Here is a 19,693-nt window from a genome sequence, read left to right on the forward strand (position 1 = left end):
AGCGGGACTACTCCAACAAATAATTCACTCAACGGACACTATGTTCATCGGCATTGATTTAGGTACTACCCACAGCGTTATCGGCGTTTGGCGCGAGCATGGCGTTGAATTAATTCCCAACGCCCGCGGCGAGTTACTCACACCGTCGGTCGTTGCGCTCGGCGAAGCCGACACGATTTGGGTCGGCGATGCTGCGCTCGATCGTCTGGTAACTCACCCAGATCGCACAGCAGCCGAGTTCAAACGTTACATGGGCACCGACAAAACGTTTCACCTGGGCGCGCGCCAGTTTACACCCGAGGAGTTGTCGGCGTTAGTGTTGCGCAGCCTCAAACACGACGCCGAGAGCTATCTGGGACAGGCTATCGATGAAGCGGTCATTTCTGTGCCCGCTTACTTCAACGATCGCCAACGGCGCGCGACCCAACGCGCCGCGCAATTGGCGGGGCTGACGGCGGAACGATTGATTAACGAGCCAAGCGCGGCGGCGTTGGCCTATGGATTAGACAACACGGCCGCCGACGAAAAAACGTTCCTGATCCTGGATCTCGGCGGTGGCACATTCGATGTTTCTATTCTGGAAATATTTCAAGGCACTTTTGAAATCCGTGCGTCCGCCGGCGACAACCACCTCGGCGGCAGCGATTTCACAGAAATCGTTCTCGAGCATTTTTTAAAAACACACGCGTTGAATGGCGTCATGTTGTCATCCGTCAACCGCCAAAGACTTACCCGCCTGTGCGAATCACTAAAGCGGCGATTATCGAACGATAGTAGCGCCAGCGCATTCTTCGACGTCGATGGTACACGCTATGAATATACGTTGGATCGGGAAGGTTTTCAGACATTGTGCCGACCGCTTTGGGAGCGCCTGCGTCATCCGCTGGTGCGAGCGTTGAACGATGCCAAGTTAAAAACGGACGATCTCGCGGGCGTCGTTCTCGTCGGCGGCGCGACCCGAATGCACGCGCTGCGTTCTCAGGTCAGCCGTTTGTTCGGCATGATTCCGATGAGCCACTACCAACCGGACCATGCCGTGGCCATGGGGGCGACAATCCAGGCGATGCTCAAGTCCAAACGGCGTGCGGTCGACGATATCGTCATGACCGATGTCTGCCCGTACACCTTGGGCGTCGAGGTGGTCAATCGGCGAAACCAACTGGAATTCATGCCGATCATCGAGCGCAATACGACCATCCCTGTTAGCGAAACACGTGCGGTTTACACCTGCCATCCGAATCAAGAAACGGTTGTCATTAAAGCCTACCAAGGGGAAAGCTACGCGCCTAAAGACAATGTCTTCTTGGGAGAACTGACCGTCGAGCTTCCAAAAACTGGCAAGATCGAAGAATTACTACTGACATACACCTACGATTTGAACGGTGTCCTAGAAGTGGAAGTCTGTATTGTCTCCATCGGACATAAACAACGGGTCATCGTTAAAAATAAAGCTATCGATGTCGATGAATCGTTACTGATGGCGCGGTGCGAAGCGCTGCAAGCGCTAAAAATACTGCCGCGCGATCAACAAGAAAATATTGCATTGCTGGCGCGTTTGGAACGCCTATTCGAGGAAGCTTTGGGGAGAACCCGAGAACAAATCGCCGCGATGATTTCGGCGTTTCGGGCAGCGCTGGACAGTCACAACAAGCAGCACGTTGCCGAAGAACGCGAACGCATCAACAAGCAATTGTGCAGTTTGGCGTAGTTTTCTGGTCATTATTTGGTTTTATGGATAGGGAGAAAACATGACGTGTTGGGAAGTGTTGTGCATCCGTCCGACGACCAGTCAGCGGATGATAAAAAAAGCCTATGCGGATTTGCTAAAACGCTGCAATCCGGAAGATAAACCGCAAGAATTTCAGACGCTGCGCAAAGCTTATGAACGGGCGCTGGCGGAATCGCGTTTAGTCGAATCCTCGCCGGACGCAGGCACGCCACCAGAACCAGAACACATCATTAATCCGCCGACGCCCAGTGCGTCAGCACCGACATCCTCTGCCGTTGCAAGCGCGAGCGGCACAATTGTCAGTGTCGAGGCGTTGCGCACGGCAACGGAAGGCTTGTATCAGAACGTAAAGAAGCGTTGGCAACTTCAAGCATGGCAACAACTATTGCAGGAGCCCATATTCTGGGACCTCAATAGCTGCAACGCCGTTGGCACTTTCTACATACGTTTTCTCGCGGCGCACCACTACCTACCGAAGCAGGTGTTATTTGAGCTAAATCGTTTTCTGCGTTTTAGCGAAGAGTATGCACGCTGGCGACAGCAGACGGACCTCGCCGATGCGGCAGAACAGCTAATCATTTACTTAAACACGCTGCACTTGCGATTAGACCATACGGCGATCGCTACGCATGCTATCCCCTTCGACATGCTCCACAAGCATTTGCAATTACGCGAGCAAATGGAGAACGCCTATATTTTTGAAAGTGCATCGATTGACGCGTTAGCGCCGCTGTATCGTCAGGTACAACCGGAGTGTTCCGCAGATTTTGATCTGCAGGCGTTTATGGCAAGGCTATACCTGCAAGCCGGCGAACTGCCAGTCGCAACCGACCTCTACGAACAAGTGGTGGCAGCGCAATCCGAACCAGCGCACATGTTGGATCTAGCCGAGATCTATTATCAGTCGGAGAACGTGGCACAAGCGAGCGCGCTCTACCAAGATGTACTGAGTCGGAATCCCAGTAATATCCGCGGGCTAAAAGGCATTGCCTTATGTCATCTAAAACAGCGCCGGCCAGAAATCGCCGCGCACTTGCTTGAAGAAGTCGTGCGGCAAGTGCCGAGCGATATACAGATGAAGGCGGCGTTGACCGCCGCGCGGCGCGACTACTGCTTGGTGCTGGAAAGAAACGCCGGACAATCGCCATCCGAGATTGAGAGCAACATCCGCACGCGGGCGCAGTTGCTCTATGATCTCCAGCGCTTTACCGAGTGTCTTGAATTAATAACACAATGCCCCGTCACGTTTCCCGACGGCGAAAGTGTGCTGCCAGCACTGTGTTATAGCGGACTCGGGCAGGACGATGATGCCCTCGCCGCGTTTTACGGCCTTATCCGTAATATCCGCGCCAAGGGAGAAAATCCGCTCGATTCGGTTAAGGACATGATCATTCATTATCACTATTTGCTACCGGAAGATGTTTTGCACGAGTTGGTGATGCCTTATCTGTCCGGCTTAAGCGATCCGCACGCGGCCGACCCGGATTACGTTTTTGCCGCGGCGCTGGCGTTCAAGCAAATTGAGTACACGCTGACGCTGTCGGACGAACAGACTCAGCACTACAAAAATTGGGCGGTCGAGTGCATCAATCGTGCAGTAGCTATCCAACCGCTTAATGAAAAATACCACTATCAGCGCGGTTTCATTATGTCGAATGCAGAGCGGTACGAGGACGCTTTGGAGAGCCACCGCTACGCGCGGCAAAGCCGTCGGCATGGAGCTCATCTGTCGCGTTGCATGGGCAACTGTTACGTTGCGCTGGAGCGTTTCGATGAAGCGTTCGATGCGTATGAGGAGGCGCTATCCTACACCAGCGATGGCGAACTCCGGAAAATGCTCCTCGAACGAATCTGCACAGCGAGCGAAAAGTCTGGGAATTTCTCAAGAGCGGTGAATATCGTAAAAGAAATCCAGTCAGCCTGCGAGTCGCTGCACCCCGAACTGTTTCTTGAGACGCAATACCAGCTGGCGTCCTTATATATGAAGCAGGATGAACGGCATAACCAAGAATGGTCGGAGGCAACCGTTTTAGCACACGAACAGTTTGTCGATCATTGTGCGAATGGCTACGACGACGATTCAAAAGAGGAACTGCTCAAGATTGTGCTTGGCCGACTCAGCCGATATTTTGACGGCAAGGATCGCCGCAAAACAAAACATTACCAGCGCCAACTTGCATCGCTGCGTTAACGTAAAAAATAAGGATCAAACGATGAGTGGAATGCTGTCAGATAAACAACGTAGGATGGTGAATTTGAGCGCATTGCTCGCGGAGATGAATGGGCTGACCTGCGACAACCTGGAACTCGCCGACAGGAGCGACGAGAAGCAGATCATCGAGTGGCGGCGCACAATGAAGCGCGATTGGGGCATCGAGACCAAGCAGGAATTGCTAGACATGCTAGTTTGGCTACGAAACGACGGACACAACGAATCCTATCGCCGAATGAGCCAATACTGGAACCGTTTCTCGGAACCGCAATTTATGCATGAGCTACGGCGCGTTCAGGACGAGAAACTGCAACGGCAGATCTGGCTGTGTTACTTACATCGATCCGTGCTGCGACGCGTTGGCATCGCCGCCTGGGACTACGGCCGGCACGTGTATCTTTGCCGTTGGGGTTATTACACCGACTTACTAACCGAGACGGAAACCTGGGAGCAAATCGAGCCGGTCGCGAACGATGCCCAAAAAATATTCGACAGCTGGGAGCAGTACGGAATCAGCTATGTCGTCGGGAGATTGTATTGGATCGGTGGAAGCATTGCCGAAAGTGTGTGCGAAGGGTTTTTTGGGCAGCTCAACGCGATGTTGCGCAGCGAAAACGGCGCATGGCAACGACTAGGCTGGCATTTATAAAACAAGGGCGGTACGCAAGACAGCCTTAGTAGCGCGCATTGTTTATTAATTGGAGAGCCACTATGGCGCTTAGCGGTCAAACAGTTGCAATCATTAATAGACTGGCATACCCCATCATCTTCGAGAAGAACCCTTTAAATGCCGTCGATTGGGTAATAGAGACTTCGGTCGATAGTATTTCGACATCGGCCAGCAAGACGAAAATTGTGCCTGCGCTACAAGAAGCATTAAAAAATAGTGGATGGATCGAACAGATAGCCGTTCGTGGAAACCATACTGAAGAAACAATGAAGCAGTTTCTTCAGGCCATCCTATCTAAATTGATGTAATGCATCTGACCAATCGCAGCGACAAGGCATTCCTTGGCAGTGGATAGGTACTACGCGCTTGTTACTCTTAAAAAAAAGCGGCCGATGGATATATGGGTATACGAATATCTAGGCGAAATTACTGATACATTCTATTTAAGTAAACGTTTTTCAAATGATCATGATCTTTTACATCAACAGCACTTGCCGCTTCCGGATGACTACCCCGAGTGGATCAGGTCACTAGCCTTAACATGCGAAAAGTGCTTCTTAGAGAAACTCCGCAAGTAAGGTATGGTGAACGACGGGAAAAGTCTGAATAATCGGCATCTAGCCACGGAAGACTAAGAAAATTAAACTACTCGATATCAAATAAACACCATCCAACTAAAATTAAAGGACCCCCGTTCCATGAGAATTAGTACAAAAAACAAGAACAGTCGTTTATCTGCTAAGTCCCCCGCCAAGAAGCATCGTCGCCTATCAGCGGTGAAATCAGCCAAGCGTGCCAAAGGGCGCCCTATTTCGAATAAAAACGACAAGGGTCGTGGCGTGAAAAACCCTCTACGGCAACTGCTGGCCGCCCGTTTTCGGTCATTGCGTGAAGCACGCGGCTGGTCCCAGGAAGAGCTTTCGGAGGCAAGCCGGCTACATCGGACCTATATCAGTCTGATCGAACGTTCGCAGTGCAATGTCAGTCTGGATAATCTTGCACGCTTTGCCGGTGCCTTTGGTCTCACGATAACCGAATTGTTTACCTTCGATGAAAAAACCGCCGGACGTTCGACATCTGCTTTGTCGAAACGCAAAACGAAAGGAAAAGGGAAACGCTAGCACCCGTTTCTTCTTCGAAAGCGGGAGTCCGTAATATTTGATGCGGACTACCGCAGTCGACTCTCGAAAGCGCACGCGAAGATCGCGCTGCGGCTTAAATTTAAACGGGAGAGAGAACAACAATGCCCGCTTGCGCGGGCATTGTTGTTTCGTGACTGAAAATGGCGGAGAGGGAGGGATTCGAACCCCCGGACCCTTTCGGGTCAACAGTTTTCAAGACTGCCGCCTTAAACCGCTCGGCCACCTCTCCGGGGCGGCAAGCATACCGTAAACGGTGCATGCCGAAAAATGCTGAGTTGAAATGTTAGTAGAGAAACTCGCCGCTCTCGATTTGCAGCGACATCTCCTATTCAACCCCTACCCGCTCCCTGCAGAAGAGGGTGGCTGCCTGGATGGTACCTACTTAAAGCAAAAGCTGAGGCGCATCAATCGCCATCCCTCCCCCTCAGGGGGAGGGATGGGGTGGGGGTGGGTTTTTTCATTAACCATCGCAACCCACCCCCATCCTGTCCTTCCCCCCTGAAGGGGAAGGGACCTGCTAATAAGTTCGGGGTGGGTGAATTTAATAACATAGTTTAGTTAATTCGGTGGTGCCCTACTTAGCCCTTCACATCGGCGCGCGTCAGTTGGCTGAGACCGCCTAAATAGGGTCGTAGCGCTTCGGGGACAGTGACGTTACCGTTCGCCTCCTGAAAGTTCTCCAGAATGGCGACCAGCGTTCGGCCGACAGCTAAGCCCGATCCATTCAACGTGTGTAGCAATTCCGGTTTACCAGTCGCCGGATTGCGCCAGCGGGCCTGTAGGCGGCGCGCCTGGAAGTCTTCGAAATTACTGCACGATGAAATTTCGCGATAGCGGCTCTGCGCCGGCAGCCACACTTCGATGTCGTACGTCTTGGCCGCCGAGAAACCCATATCGCCGGCGCATAAGGCGACAACGCGATACGGAAGCTGGAGGCGTTTTAGTACCTCCTCCGCGTTGGCGGTCAATTGTTCGAGTGCTGCGTACGATTCTTCCGGGCGCACCATTTGGACCAGCTCGACTTTCTCGAATTGATGCTGGCGGATCATGCCGCGGGTGTCCTTGCCGTACGAGCCGGCTTCGCTGCGGAAGCATGGCGTGTGGCAGGTGTACTTACGCGGCATCGTGGCGGGATCGAGGATTTCGTCGCGGACTAAGTTGGTAACCGGGACCTCGGCGGTAGGAATCAAGTAATACGTCTGCTCGCCCTTGAGCGCGAACAGGTCGGCCTCGAATTTCGGCAATTGGCCGGTGCCACGCAGGCTGGCCGCGTTGACCATGTACGGAACATAAACCTCAGCATAGCCATGCGTGCGCGTGTGTAGATCGAGCATGAATTGAATCAACGCCCGGTGGAGCCGCGCGAGCACGCCGTGCATGACAACGAAGCGCGCGCCGCTCAATTTGGTGGCAGCGTCGAAATCGAGCAAGCCGAGACCAACGCCGACATCGACGTGATCCTTCGGCGTGAAATCGAATTGGCGCGGCTCACCCCAGCGGCGGACTTCGACGTTATCGTTCTCGCTACGGCCGTCGGGCACGCTCTCGTGTGGAATGTTCGGCACGCCGAGCAACAGTTCTTCCGTCTTGGTTTGGATTTCGTTGAGCTCGGTTTCCTGTTGCTTCAACGTCTCCGGAAGCTGCGCCGCCGTTACCATCAGCGCGCTGCTGTCTTCGCCCTTGGCTTTCGCCTGGCCGATTTTCTTGGCTAGCTCGTTGCGCTGCTGCTGCAGTTGCTGGACTTGCGACTGAATGTCTTTGCGGCGGTATTCGAGCGCTTGTATGGCGGCAATATCGAGCGTGAAGCCGCGTCGTGCTAAACGGCGGGCAACGTCGTCAAGTTGAGACCGCAACAACCGTGGATCGAGCATTTATTATTCCTTGAATCAAGCTTCGTTCACGCGCGCTGGCCAAGTTACGATGTGGCCTGGCGGTACTAAATCTTTCAAGTGATCTAAGATCACTTCCGTTTTCGTCGGTTCGTCAAAAAATTCGATGACAACCGGCAAGTCGAGCGACAAATCGAGCAATGTCGTCGAATGCATAACACCCGACCGCCCGAAACCGGCGATACCGCGAAACACCGTGACGCCACGCACCTTTTCCTCGTCGTGCAGTTTCGTCAACAACCGTTTCGTCAGTCTTTCACCTTCGGTGACGTAGATTCGGACCACCGTTACATCGCTGTGATTCATAGCTGCCTCGCCAGAAACACGCCGATCCAGGTCGATGCCAAGCAGAGCACAACGCTTAACGACGCGTTGAGCGCCGCCTTGAGCCATGCGCCTTGCTCGATCAAATTGTACGTTTCGATGGAAAAACTCGAGAACGTGGTGAATCCACCTAATACGCCGATTAATACACCGGCGCGCAGCACCGTATCGTTACTAAATCGATCGACAAATACAACAAACAAGAAACCCATCAGCAAGCAGCCCAGCACATTAACCGACAACGTGCCGAACGGAAAACCTCGACCGGCGAACGCGTGCACCACGTTCGACAGCCAAAAGCGCAGCACGCTACCCACAGCACCGCCGATGGCAATGGCAAATAGGTGTGTCATCGTTGGCAATTCACCTTGGTCCTTTATTTCGTTATTCCTGTAGGGTGGGCAATGCTTTTGCTGCCCACGCGGATTTGAAAAACACGTGGGCAGAAAAACGCTGCCCACCCTGCATAACTGTTTGTAGCCCGGATGGCGGCGCGAAGCGCCGTGATCCGGGAAACGTCGCCCCTACAAGTTTGAGATAGCTTATGGCGATCTCTATATAAACCCCTCTCCCTCCCCGCCTCTCGCAAAGGGGTGAGGATGATGATTTATTGCCGCGGTGGTGTCGCCGACTTCTTGCTCTGTGCAGCACGATTGCGAGCACGCAGCTCGGTTAAGCGTTCGGCAATGCGAATCTCGAGGCCACGCTCGACCGGCTGATAATACGTGCGCGCCTCCATGCCTTCGGGAAAGTAACGTACGCCGGCGGCGTAGGCATCGGTCTCGTCATGGGCGTAACGGTATTCTTTGCCGTAACCCAGTTGCTTCATCAACTGGGTGGGCGCATTGCGCAGGTGCAGTGGTACTTCTAGCGAACCGAGACGCTTGGCATCGGCCATGGCCTCGCCGAAAGCGCGATAAACGGCATTGCTCTTCGACGCGCACGCGAGATACACGACCGCTTGGGCAATGGCGAGCTCGCCTTCAGGACTCCCCAAACGATCTTGCACATCCCAAGCATTCAGTGTTAGTGCCAACGCGCGTGGATCGGCGTTGCCGATGTCCTCGGAAGCAATGCGCACGACCCGGCGGGCGATATATAACGGATCGCAGCCGCCATCGAGCATGCGCGCGAGCCAGTACAACGACGCATCCGGATCGCTGCCACGGATCGATTTGTGCAATGCCGAAATTTGATCGTAGAACGCTTCGCCGTGTTTATCGAAGCGGCGCGTACCACCGGCGACCACTTCGCGAACCTGGTCGACGGTTAATTCTTTCGTATTGCTAGCGGCGGCGATGTCGGCCGCCATTTCCAACAAATTGAGCGCCCGTCGGGCGTCGCCGTCAGCCGCTTGCGCCAACAACATTAACGCCTCGGCCGACGCCGTGATTTCTCGATCGCCAATACCGAGCACACGATCGGTCAACGCTCGTTCCAAGACTTGCCGCATGTCCTCAATCGTCAACGACCGCAGCACATAAACGCGGGCGCGCGACAACAACGCACTGTTGAGCTCGAACGACGGATTTTCGGTGGTAGCGCCGATGAAAGTGAGCGTGCCGTCTTCGACATACGGCAGAAAGCCGTCCTGCTGCGCCTTGTTGAAGCGATGCACCTCGTCGACGAACATCACTGTGCGTCGACCCTGGGCGCGCAATTGCTTGGCCTCGTCGACAGCGGCGCGGATTTCTTTCACGCCGGCGAACACCGCCGACAAGACGATGAAATGCGCGTCGCTGCGAGCGGCGATCAGTCGGGCGAGCGTGGTCTTGCCGGTACCGGGCGGGCCCCACAAAATCATCGAATGCAGCACACCCGCTTCGATCGCTTGGCGTAACGGCTTGCCAGGACCGAGGATGTGCGTTTGGCCGATGTAGTCTTCGAGTTGCTTGGGGCGCAACCGATCAGCGAGCGGCTGCCACGGCGATGGCGCGGGCTGTTCGAAGGAGGTCTGCATGACCTCGGCGACTACGGCTGACTGACGATGTCCGCCCCTTTGGGCGGTGTAAAGTCGAAACGGCTGGCGTCCAGTGCGGCATTCTCTTGGACGTTGCGCAACGTGTAGCGCGTCGTCTGCCCGAAGTTGTCGTGCAGCTCGATAACTCGTAGCCCACCTTGTTCGAAGCCGAGACGAATTTTGTCGAAGCTGGCGTCCTTGTCCTTGTTCTTCGGCAGCAACTGTACCCATTCCATTTTGTTTTCGGTACCAAGATCTTTGATCACGAACTGTTGATCGAGCCGACCTTTGCCGGAAAGCAACATCGCCGGCGTATCTTGCAAACCGTTTTCCAACGAGCGCACGACCACTTGTCGCAGGTCTTCGTCGTACATCCAAAGATGTTCGCCGTCGCAGACGATTTGTTGCTTAGTCGGCGATTCGTAGTTCCAACGAAACTTGCTCGGCCGTTCGATCCATAACCGGCCTTTGGACTCTTGAACTTGTTTGCCGGATTCGTCGAGCACGACTTGCTGAAAAGTCGCGCTATAGCTACGAATCTCGGCAAAGAAATGTTCGAGGCTACGAACCGAGCTGATCGGCACCGTGAGTACCGGTGCTTTGGGCGTTGCCGGTGCCGCCGGTGTCGACGATTTTGTCGGTTTAGCCGGCTTTACCGGCGCCGTTGTCGCGGCCGGTGCCGTCGGCTCTTCCGTCGTCGGCGTCGCTGCCATCAGCGCCACCGACCAACTGCAAACCACTGCTGCTAACAGATAACACTTCATCAATCGATCTCCACCGGCGGCGGCGCAATCACTTCGCGACTGCCGTTCGGTTGCAGCGGGCCGACGACGCCGGCGCGCTCCATATCTTCGATCAACCGCGCTGCGCGGTTGTACCCAATGCGTAACCGTCGTTGCACGCCGGAAATAGAGGCGCGCCGCGATTCAGTGACGATCTTTAGCGCCTCGTCGTACAACGGATCGGCTTCGCCGGTGTTACCACCTTCCAGGCCACCCTCTTGCAGCACGCCGGCGTCGTTGACGCCGGAATCACCGCTGACGATCTGATCGTCGTAGATCGGTCTGCCGCTCTTCTTCAAGAAGCTCGCGACTTTATGAACTTCATGGTCGGCGACAAACGCACCGTGTATACGCATCGGCGAACCGCCGCCCGGCTGGACGAACAGCATGTCGCCTTGGCCCAGTAGTTGCTCGGCGCCCATTTGGTCGAGCACCGTGCGCGAATCGACGCGCGATGACATCTGGAAGGCAATACGTACCGGAATATTGGCCTTGATCAAACCGGTGATAACGTCGACCGACGGACGTTGCGTCGCCAACACCAAGTGCAAGCCCGAGGCGCGCGCCTTTTGCGCCAACCGCGCGATCAACTCTTCCACCTTCTTACCGACCACCATCATCATGTCGGCGAGCTCGTCGACCAAGATCACGATCAGCGGTAACGGCCGCAATGTCGGCGCCTGGTCTTCTGGACTGGTCGGCTTGTACATCGGATCGATGATCGGCTTGCCGGCGTCGATGGCGTCCTTGACCTTGCGATTGAAGCCGGCCAAGTTACGGACGCCGAGCGCCGCCATCAACCGATAACGGCGCTCCATTTCGGCGATACACCATTTAAAGGCATTGGCCGCCTGCTTCATATCAGTCACGACCGGCGCCAACAGATGCGGAATGCCGTCGTACACCGCCAGCTCGAGCATCTTCGGATCGATCATGATCATGCGCACCTGCTCGGGCGTGGCCTTGTAGACCATGCTCAAGATCAGCGCGTTGATCGACACCGACTTACCGGAGCCGGTGGTACCGGCGATCAGCATGTGCGGCATCTTGCAGAGGTCGACAACCGTCGGGTTACCGCTGATGTCCTTGCCGAGCGCCAACGCCAATGGCGAGGGCTCTTCTTCGTAGACCTTAGACGACAACACTTCGGACAAGCGCACGGTCTCGCGCACTTCGTTCGGGATTTCCAAGCCGACGTGGGTCTTGCCGCGAATATTCTCGACCACCCGCAGGCTCACCACCGACAGCGAGCGCGCTAGGTCGCGCGATAAATTGGTGATCTGCGACGCCTTCACGCCGGCGGCGGGCTCGATCTCGAATTGGGTGATAACCGGGCCGGGATGCACCGCCATGACCTGCGCCTGGACACCGAAGTCGAGCAACTTCTTTTCCAGCAGGCGCGACATGCTCTCGAGCGACTGCTTGGAGAACTGTTGGCCCTTCTGCTTGTCGGCCGGATCGAGCAACGACAACGGCGGCAACTCGTTCGCCCCCGGGGTCTCGAACAGCGGTACCTGCTTTTCGCGCTCAGCGCGTTTACTGGTCTCGATCTTGGCCACCACCACCGGCTCGATGCGTGGCGGCGGATGCCTCTCTAGGACCTTCTTCTCGACCTTCACCGTCTCTTGGCGCTTCTTCTTAGCGCGCATGCCGATCAGACGGTCGTATTGCTCGGAAATGAACCCACGCAGCCACGCAATCGCCACGAGCGTGCCGCGGCCAGCGGCATCCATGAGCCTCAACCACGACAGGCCGGTATACAGCGTCACGCCCGATAGGAAGATGGCCAGCAGGAACAACGTGGCGCCGACGGGACCTAGGCCAGAAGACAGACCATCACCGATGAACTTACCGAGCCCACCACCAGCAGCAAACGGCATGCCGGTGGCGGCCTCTGAATAATGTAGGCTGGCAAGCCCGCAAGCGCCGATGAGTGCGCCGAAGAAACCGCTACCGACGATGATCCGCTGGTTGAGACTGGCCGGCTCAGGATCATTGCGATGCAAGTAAATCTTCCAGCCACCGATCGCGATCATGATGGGAAACAGGTACGCGACATAGCCGAACAAGTAAAACAGCGCATCTGCCAGCCACGCCCCGATCCGGCCACCCATGTTGACTACGGCCGCACTAGGGCCACGGTGCGACCAAGACGGATCAGCGGGTTGGTAGGACCAGAGGGAAATTAATAAGTAGATACCGACGGCAGCCAAGGCATACAGCGCAACCTCGCGCAGGAGCCGGACAAGTCGGGGGGTTAACGGGGCTGTCGTTTTCTTCCAGGTCGCCTGACTCACGAAATTTCGTCGCTGAATATCATAAAAGTATGCTGATTTTCCCTTTTTCCCGTCCGCCCCACAAGGCGAAATCGACTGAGTGGGTCAGTTTTCACGATGGCGAGGTCTGAAGGTTGAAGTGCTTGCGGCAATCCCCACTTATCACTTTCGCGGCGGCTTACCTGTTACTGACCGATAGCGTAGCATTAGCCGCTTATTTTGCTTGTGACTTTTTATCGTTAACGAACGTCAAAAGATCCAATGCCCGACACAAAACACTCTCGATTATTGATCCTCGGCTCCGGCCCGGCCGGCTATACCGCGGCAGTTTACGCTGCCCGCGCCAATTTGAAGCCAGTTCTGATCACTGGCCTACAGCAAGGCGGCCAGCTCATGACCACCACCGAGGTCGACAACTGGCCGGGCGATGTCGAAGGTCTGCAGGGACCGGGGCTCATGGAGCGCATGCAGCAACACGCTGAGCGTTTCAAAACCGACATTATCTTCGATCACATCCATACGGTTGAGTTGCGCCAACGGCCGTTTCGGCTGACCGGCGACAGCGGCGTGTACACCTGCGATGCACTGATCATCGCCACCGGCGCTTCGGCCAAATACCTCGGCATCGAGTCCGAAGAAACCTATCGTGGTAAAGGCGTGTCGGCTTGCGCCACCTGCGACGGCTTCTTCTATCGCGGTCAACGCGTCGCCGTAGTCGGCGGTGGTAACACGGCGGTCGAAGAAGCGATTTATCTGTCGAACATCGCCGCCCATGTCACTTTGGTCCATCGGCGCGACAAATTCCGCGCCGAGGCAATCACGGTTGAGCACCTAATGGAGCGCGTCAAGGAAGGCAAGATCAGTGTTGAATGGAATCACGAGGTCGACGAAATTCTCGGCGACGCCAACGGCGTCAACGCGCTGCGGGTCAAGAACAACGATCGCCAAAGCAAGACACTCGACGTCCAGGGCGTGTTCATCGCCATCGGCCATAAGCCGAACACCGATATCTTTGCCGGCCAGTTGGAGATGAAAGACGGCTACATCAAGACCCGTTGCGGTGCTGAAGGCAATTTCACCGCTACCAGCATTCCGGGCGTATTCGCCGCCGGCGACGTGCAAGACCACGTATATCGTCAGGCCGTTACCTCGGCCGGTAGCGGCTGCATGGCCGCGCTCGATGCCGACCGATATTTACAAAGCTTAAAGAAGTAGTACCCCTCTTCCCATTGCCGGCCGGGTTTGGCACCGGTCGGCAATGGCGATTATATTTCCCCTTAAGACCACCTCTGGAGCCGGCCCTTGGCTAGCGACGCTGATGACAAGGACGATCCAGCACTGTTCCGCGCTCTCGTTGGAAAGGTCCGGCGGGTCAAGCAAGACCGCGTCGCGCCACATCGCCCTAAACGCAAACCCATCCCCGAGCAATCGCAGCGTGACGCCGCCGCGGTCATCCAAAGCCTGTTATCGGACGACTACGAACCCGACGCGATCGAAACCGGCGAAGAACTGCTGTACGCCCGTCCTGGGCTGCAACACAGCGTTATGCGTAAGCTGCGCCGTGGCGTCTATGCCATCGAGGCCGAACTCGATCTACACGGCCGTACGGTTCCAGAGGCACGCGAACAGCTGGACGCATTCATTCGTGATATGCGTGGACTTGGTAAACGTTGCGTACGCATCATCCACGGTAAGGGCCGCAGTTCGGAAGGCAAGCTGCCGGTACTCAAAGGCAAAGTAAACGCCTGGCTGCGTCAGAAAGATGAAGTGATGGCATTCTCCACGGCGATCCCACGCGACGGTGGCGCCGGCGCGGTATACGTCTTATTGCGGCGCGGCAAATCTGCCGGCTGACGTGCATCCAGATCAGCAGCGCCTACGTAGAGTCTTCATCAGCTGCAAATAGTTAGTGTTCCGAGTCATTAATAAAGAATTCCCGGTCGCTTGATGCGGCGTCTCCCTCTCCCCTTGCGGGAGGTGAGGCGGAGTTTTCGCGGACACACTTAACACTTAACGTGTGTCCGCGCCGCCGAACGGGTGCAGGCGATTTTCCTGCACCCAGGTGGGAATACAACAAGGAAGAGGGGAAAATTATAGGGCTCCCCCTCTCCCCCGGCCCCTCTCCCGCAAGGGGAGAGGGGAGTGGCTAGCGATACATCTATTCAACACCAATGACTCGGGACACTAGGACGCGAGCCGACACGGAACACCGATGGCAAACATAACCCGGCAGGTGTTCATTACCGGCGGTAGCGGTTACCTCGGCCGCGCACTGGTCCCCGCCCTGCTCGATCGTGGTCACAAGGTCCGGGCAATCGTGCGGCGCGGATCGGAACATAAAATTCCCTCGGGGTGTGATGTCGTAAGCGGCGATACACTTGACAGCACGACGCTTATTCACGAAATCGGAAATGCCGATACGTTCGTTCATTTGATCGGCGTTTCTCATCCCAGCCCGAGCAAAGCGAAGCAATTCCTCTCGGTCGATCTCGCTTCGATCGACGCCGCCATAACGGCAGCGATACGATGCAACATTAAACACTTCGTTTACGTCAGCGTCGCTCAACCAGCGCCGATGATGCGCGCTTTCGTCGCGGCGCGCGCGGAAGCCGAACGTTTATTGCAAAGCAGCGGGCTCAACGTCACGGTCCTGCGACCGTGGTACGTGCTCGGACCTGGCCATCGCTGGCCATATGTATTGTTACCCGCCTATGGGTTGCTGGACTATTTACCGGCGACACGCATGACCGTTCGACGACTCGGATTAGTCACGCTGCCGCAAATGATCGCCGCATTAGCAAACGCCGTCGACACCCCCATCGCCGGTCGGCGCATCATCGACGTTCCTGCCATTCGCCTCGCGGCAACTGGCATCGCTTAGGTCCGATCGCACGCATCCAAACGTTCTCCGGCGCCGTATTACAGGGCGGGAATACTCCCGACTATAAAACACGGAGAACGTCATCATGAAACTTCGCCATCTAACGATCGCTATGCTCGCCGCCGCCGCGACGGCGGTGCCGAGCATCGGCGTGCAAGCATCGAGTCATCGTGAAGCACCCGGCATTACGGAAATGCCGAAAGTCGATGGAACCGATTTTTACATGTTCCGCAGCTACGAGCCTGGTCGTGAAAACTACGTCACGCTGATCGCGAACTATGTTCCGCTACAAGATCCCTACGGCGGCCCGAACTTTTTTGCGCTCGATCCCGATGCGCTCTACGAAATCCATGTCGACAATAACGGCAACGCCAAAGAAGACATCAGCTTTCAGTTCCACTTCAAAAACACACTAAAAGACATTCAGCTCAAGGTGGGTGACAAACAAGTTTCGATTCCGCTCATCCAAGCCAACGCTGTCTCGGCTGCCGACACCAGCGCGCTCAATGTCACCGAAAGCTACAACGTCGATGTTGTGCGTGGCGATCGCCGCAAAGGAAAACACCAAGCGATCACGAACGCCGGCAGCGGCGCCGACAGTTTTATCAAACCGGTGGACAACATCGGTAATAAAACTATCGCCGACTATGCCGCCTATGCTGCCGCCCATGCCTACAACGTCAACATCCCCGGTTGCGGCTCCGGTCGCATGTTTGTCGGTCAACGTAAGGACCCGTTTGTCGTCAACCTCGGCGAAACGTTCGACCTGATCAATACCAATCCGCTCGGTCCGGTCGACGGCGAATCGGATTTGCTGGCCGATAAGAACATCACGTCGTTCGTGCTCGAAGTACCGATCAGCTGTCTCACCAACGGCAGCGATCCGGTCATCGGCGCTTGGACCACCTCGAGTGTTCGGCAGGCGCGGCTCCTGCGGACCAATCCGTCGTTCGATAAGTCGTCGATCGAAGGCGGCCCGTGGATTCAGGTATCGCGTCTCGGCATGCCGCTGGTCAATGAAATCGTCATCGGCCTCAAGGACAAGAACAAGTTCAACTTCTCGAAGCCGGAAAACGATACGCAGTTCGCTGACTACGTGACCAACCCGACGTTCCCGGCACTGATCGAGACGCTGTTCCCGGCGGCACCGGCGCCGAATAACTTCCCGCGCCAAGACTTAGTCGCCACGTTCCTCACTGGCGTGCAAGGCTTGAATCAGCCGGCAAACGTGCAGGCGTCGGAAATGCTGCGGTTGAACACGTCGATTGCACCTGTCGCTAAGGGATCGCAGAAGAATTTAGGTGTGATCGGTGGCGACACCGCAGGTTTCCCGAACGGCCGGCGTCCGGGCGATGACGTGGTCGACATCGAGTTACGCGTAGCGATGGGCGTGTTGTGCACGCTGAACAACCCGGCGGTGTTCGGCTGCGTACCGGCCAACGCACCAGCGGGCGGAGCGGCGTTCACCGACGGTGCGCTCGTCAATGACAGCATGTTCGACCCCACCTTCCCTTACGTGCGCACGCCGTTACCGGGTTCGCCGAACTGACATCGCTAATTTAAGGAGACAGGAACATGAAGCGCATAGCATTAGTGATAGCGGTCCTCGGTTTAACGGCCTGTGGTGGGGGCGGTGGAGGCAACAACAATGGAGACAATAATGACGCCCCCGCACCAACAGCTAACGACGAAGACGCGTTCATGACGTCGACATTGCGAATCGCCGAAAATCCTTCCGACGACGCAGAACCGGAAGACGTCGACCAAAACATGCCGACAGCTTCTAACCAGGCCGAACCGCAGTCGCTCTAGTATTTCTACGACCCTCCTCTCCCCTTCGGGGGAGAGGATCGGGTTTAATCCAACCACTACTTCTGTATCAACACTACCGCCTGAGCAGCAATTCCCTCTTCCCGGCCCTCGAAACCTAGGCGTTCAGTCGTCGTCGCTTTGATGTTGACGCAACTCTTCGCTATCCCAAGATCCTCGGCAATATTGGTCGCCATCGCCGTCCGATAAGGCGCCAACTTCGGCGCCTGCGCGATCACGGTGGCATCGACGTTAACGACTTCCCAATCCCCGTCCTGAAGTGCGGCACGTACGCGCCGGAGCAATACGCGGCTATCGATGTTTTTGTAGCTGTTGTCGGTATCGGGAAAATGTTGGCCGATATCGCCCAATCCGGCAGCGCCGAGGCAAGCGTCGCAAACGGCATGGATCAACGCGTCGGCGTCGGAATGTCCTTGCAGCCCCTTAGAATGCGGAATTTTCACGCCGCCAAGAACCAGATCGCGACCTGCGACTAATGGATGCACGTCATAACCCTGACCGACGCGAATCATGCACCTTCCTCGAGTTGTTGTTTCAGATAAAGCTCGGCAAGCGCTAAATCGGCAGGGAGCGTAATTTTGATGTTATCGGGACGGCCTTCGACGACCAACGGCCGCCCGCCGGCACATTCAATCGCCGCCGATTCATCGGTGATTTCTTCGCCGCGCATCAGCGCCGCCGACAACGCTTGTCGCAATTGACCGACACGAAACATCTGCGGCGTCAGCGCCCGCCATAGCGCGGTCCTGGGGATTGTGCCGGTTATTCCGCCGGTGGCATCGGTACGCTTCAGCGTATCGATAAGCGGTAACGCCAACAGCGCGCCATCGGCATGATTCGCGGTCGCCGCGACAAGTTTGGCGAGATCGCTGTGCCGCACGCATGGGCGAACCGCATCGTGCACCATGATCCAATCGTCATCACCCGCGCGGGTTGCCAGCGCCTGCAATCCGTTCAGCACCGTCTGCGCACGCGAACTGCCGCCGTCGAACGTACCCGCTAATTTAGAAAGAGGAGTAACGTCGAGTGATCGCCAATGAGAATCGGCAGCGGCGAGACCCACCAACACGCCGCGTAAACGCGGGAAACTGCAGAGACGCTCAAGCGTATGAAGAAGAATCGGACGACCGCGCAGCGGCAAATATTGCTTGGGCATGCCAGCCTGCATTCGCGTCCCAGAGCCCGCCGCGGGGACGAGCGCCCAAATACCTGCCTCCGCGGTCACGAACGACTAAACCTCAGTAACGGCCGTTAGGCCTCGGTCTCAACACCGATGCAATCGCGGATGCGGTCGAACGCAACGGCGGTTTCGATGCCCTGCACGGCGGCAATCTCGCGCGCGAGATAACCGCTAGCGGTCTCGAGCAACATCGACTCTTCGAAGGAAAGGCCCGACTGCTTCTTCCAGCGCATTAGATCGCGCACGACCTCACCGAGCTCGAGACATGAGCCAGAGTTAATCTTGCGTTCGATTTCCTTGCAGCGCTCGGTCCAGTTGCCGCCAGTGACACGCTGCCGGCCTTTGGCCGACAGCACTTTGAAAAGCTCTTTGAGTTTGCGATTCGTCAACAGCGGGCGGATGCCGCATTTCTCCACATTATCCTGTGGCACTTTGACGGTCATGCGGGTCTCGGCGATGTGAATCACTAAGCAAGGCTTGAAGTCGCCGGCAACATACAGCTCTTCGATCGCCTGAATGGTGCCGACCCCCGCGGAGGGATAGAAAATTGTTTCGCCGACTTTAAAACGCGGACGCTTTGCCATTAAGCCACCTTCCTTTGCTAATTATTTGTCGCAACCCCTTGGTAACTTACTGGTAATTTTTCTTATATTCGTTGAAATTATCCCCCTAAGTCCCCACCTTGACAAGTGTTTTGCTCCTACGTTGTCTGGTGTCTTCCTAGAGTACAATCGCGCGCTTTAGTATGACGTTAGACTCACAAATGGCTTCTATATCCCTTACTTCCGGCAACCGCCGCTCCCCATCGCCGTTAAACC

Annotated in this window: 19 protein-coding genes and 1 tRNA gene; 10 read left to right on the forward strand and 10 right to left on the reverse strand. The window is 56.0% G+C overall.

Features of this window, described 5'->3' with window-relative positions; genetic code table 11:
- Positions 1-40 precede the first annotated feature (40 nt).
- The 5 genes from HY308_12020 to HY308_12040 all read left to right on the forward strand — a co-directional run bounded on the left by HY308_12020 (position 41) and on the right by HY308_12040 (position 5,732).
- Positions 41-1,708, forward strand: a complete 1,668-nt coding sequence (locus HY308_12020; GenBank protein MBI3899005.1) for a molecular chaperone HscC — start codon at positions 41-43, stop codon at positions 1,706-1,708.
- A 40-nt stretch (positions 1,709-1,748) separates the two neighbouring features.
- Positions 1,749-3,920, forward strand: a complete 2,172-nt coding sequence (locus HY308_12025; protein MBI3899006.1) for a tetratricopeptide repeat protein — start codon at positions 1,749-1,751, stop codon at positions 3,918-3,920.
- A 64-nt stretch (positions 3,921-3,984) separates the two neighbouring features.
- Positions 3,985-4,590: a DUF1266 domain-containing protein gene (locus HY308_12030; protein MBI3899007.1), complete on the forward strand. Its 606-nt coding sequence runs from the start codon at positions 3,985-3,987 to the stop codon at positions 4,588-4,590.
- A 62-nt stretch (positions 4,591-4,652) separates the two neighbouring features.
- On the forward strand, positions 4,653-4,919 hold the full coding sequence (locus HY308_12035; GenBank protein MBI3899008.1) for a hypothetical protein: 267 nt from the start codon (positions 4,653-4,655) through the stop codon (positions 4,917-4,919).
- Positions 4,920-5,309: 390 nt separating this feature from the next.
- Positions 5,310-5,732, forward strand: a complete 423-nt coding sequence (locus tag HY308_12040; protein ID MBI3899009.1) for a helix-turn-helix transcriptional regulator — start codon at positions 5,310-5,312, stop codon at positions 5,730-5,732.
- A gap of 162 nt (positions 5,733-5,894) precedes the next feature.
- On the opposite strand, the gene HY308_12045 is transcribed toward HY308_12040, so the two are convergent.
- The 7 genes from HY308_12045 to HY308_12075 form a co-directional block, all read right to left on the reverse strand.
- A tRNA-Ser gene (locus HY308_12045) sits at positions 5,895-5,982 on the reverse strand.
- 349 nt (positions 5,983-6,331) lie between these two features.
- Positions 6,332-7,624: a serine--tRNA ligase gene (gene serS / locus HY308_12050; GenBank protein ID MBI3899010.1), complete on the reverse strand. Its 1,293-nt coding sequence runs from the start codon at positions 7,622-7,624 to the stop codon at positions 6,332-6,334.
- 15 nt (positions 7,625-7,639) lie between these two features.
- Complete coding sequence (locus tag HY308_12055; protein ID MBI3899011.1) at positions 7,640-7,948, reverse strand: DUF190 domain-containing protein; 309 nt, start codon at positions 7,946-7,948, stop codon at positions 7,640-7,642.
- Positions 7,945-8,319: a fluoride efflux transporter CrcB gene (gene crcB / locus HY308_12060; protein ID MBI3899012.1), complete on the reverse strand. Its 375-nt coding sequence runs from the start codon at positions 8,317-8,319 to the stop codon at positions 7,945-7,947. Before crcB ends, HY308_12055 begins: the two co-directional genes overlap by 4 nt.
- Before the next feature lie 254 nt (positions 8,320-8,573).
- Entirely contained in the window at positions 8,574-9,926 is a 1,353-nt protein-coding gene (locus HY308_12065; GenBank protein MBI3899013.1) for a replication-associated recombination protein A, read from the reverse strand.
- A gap of 11 nt (positions 9,927-9,937) precedes the next feature.
- Entirely contained in the window at positions 9,938-10,690 is a 753-nt protein-coding gene (gene lolA / locus HY308_12070; GenBank protein ID MBI3899014.1) for an outer membrane lipoprotein chaperone LolA, read from the reverse strand.
- Positions 10,690-13,005, reverse strand: a complete 2,316-nt coding sequence (locus tag HY308_12075) for a DNA translocase FtsK 4TM domain-containing protein (GenBank protein MBI3899015.1) — start codon at positions 13,003-13,005, stop codon at positions 10,690-10,692. The genes lolA and HY308_12075 overlap by 1 nt, the downstream gene beginning before the upstream one ends.
- A 240-nt stretch (positions 13,006-13,245) precedes the next feature.
- Between HY308_12075 and trxB the strand changes: the two genes are divergently transcribed.
- The 5 genes from trxB to HY308_12100 all read left to right on the forward strand — a co-directional run bounded on the left by trxB (position 13,246) and on the right by HY308_12100 (position 17,677).
- The gene (trxB, locus tag HY308_12080) at positions 13,246-14,199 is read left to right on the forward strand and encodes a thioredoxin-disulfide reductase (GenBank protein ID MBI3899016.1); all 954 of its coding nucleotides are present in this window, start codon (positions 13,246-13,248) and stop codon (positions 14,197-14,199) included.
- An 87-nt stretch (positions 14,200-14,286) separates the two neighbouring features.
- Positions 14,287-14,838 carry a Smr/MutS family protein gene (locus HY308_12085; protein MBI3899017.1) on the forward strand — a complete coding sequence of 184 codons (552 nt, stop codon included), beginning with the start codon at positions 14,287-14,289 and terminating at the stop codon, positions 14,836-14,838.
- A 358-nt stretch (positions 14,839-15,196) separates the two neighbouring features.
- Entirely contained in the window at positions 15,197-15,865 is a 669-nt protein-coding gene (locus HY308_12090) for an NAD(P)H-binding protein (protein ID MBI3899018.1), read from the forward strand.
- A gap of 85 nt (positions 15,866-15,950) precedes the next feature.
- Complete coding sequence (locus HY308_12095) at positions 15,951-17,414, forward strand: DUF4331 domain-containing protein (GenBank protein ID MBI3899019.1); 1,464 nt, start codon at positions 15,951-15,953, stop codon at positions 17,412-17,414.
- Between the two features lie 26 nt (positions 17,415-17,440).
- Entirely contained in the window at positions 17,441-17,677 is a 237-nt protein-coding gene (locus HY308_12100) for a hypothetical protein (GenBank protein MBI3899020.1), read from the forward strand.
- Positions 17,678-17,733: 56 nt separating this feature from the next.
- Here the strand turns inward: HY308_12100 and HY308_12105 are convergent, their stop codons facing one another.
- The 3 genes from HY308_12105 to HY308_12115 are packed head-to-tail and all read right to left on the reverse strand — an operon-like array spanning position 17,734 to position 19,459.
- Positions 17,734-18,207: a 2-C-methyl-D-erythritol 2,4-cyclodiphosphate synthase gene (locus HY308_12105; GenBank protein ID MBI3899021.1), complete on the reverse strand. Its 474-nt coding sequence runs from the start codon at positions 18,205-18,207 to the stop codon at positions 17,734-17,736.
- On the reverse strand, positions 18,204-18,920 hold the full coding sequence (locus HY308_12110; GenBank protein MBI3899022.1) for a 2-C-methyl-D-erythritol 4-phosphate cytidylyltransferase: 717 nt from the start codon (positions 18,918-18,920) through the stop codon (positions 18,204-18,206). Before HY308_12110 ends, HY308_12105 begins: the two co-directional genes overlap by 4 nt.
- Positions 18,921-18,946: 26 nt before the next feature.
- On the reverse strand, positions 18,947-19,459 hold the full coding sequence (locus tag HY308_12115; protein MBI3899023.1) for a CarD family transcriptional regulator: 513 nt from the start codon (positions 19,457-19,459) through the stop codon (positions 18,947-18,949).
- Positions 19,460-19,693: the final 234 nt, after the last annotated feature.

The organism is Gammaproteobacteria bacterium, assembly GCA_016199745.1.
Taxonomy (GTDB): domain Bacteria; phylum Pseudomonadota; class Gammaproteobacteria; order Acidiferrobacterales; family Sulfurifustaceae; genus JACQFZ01.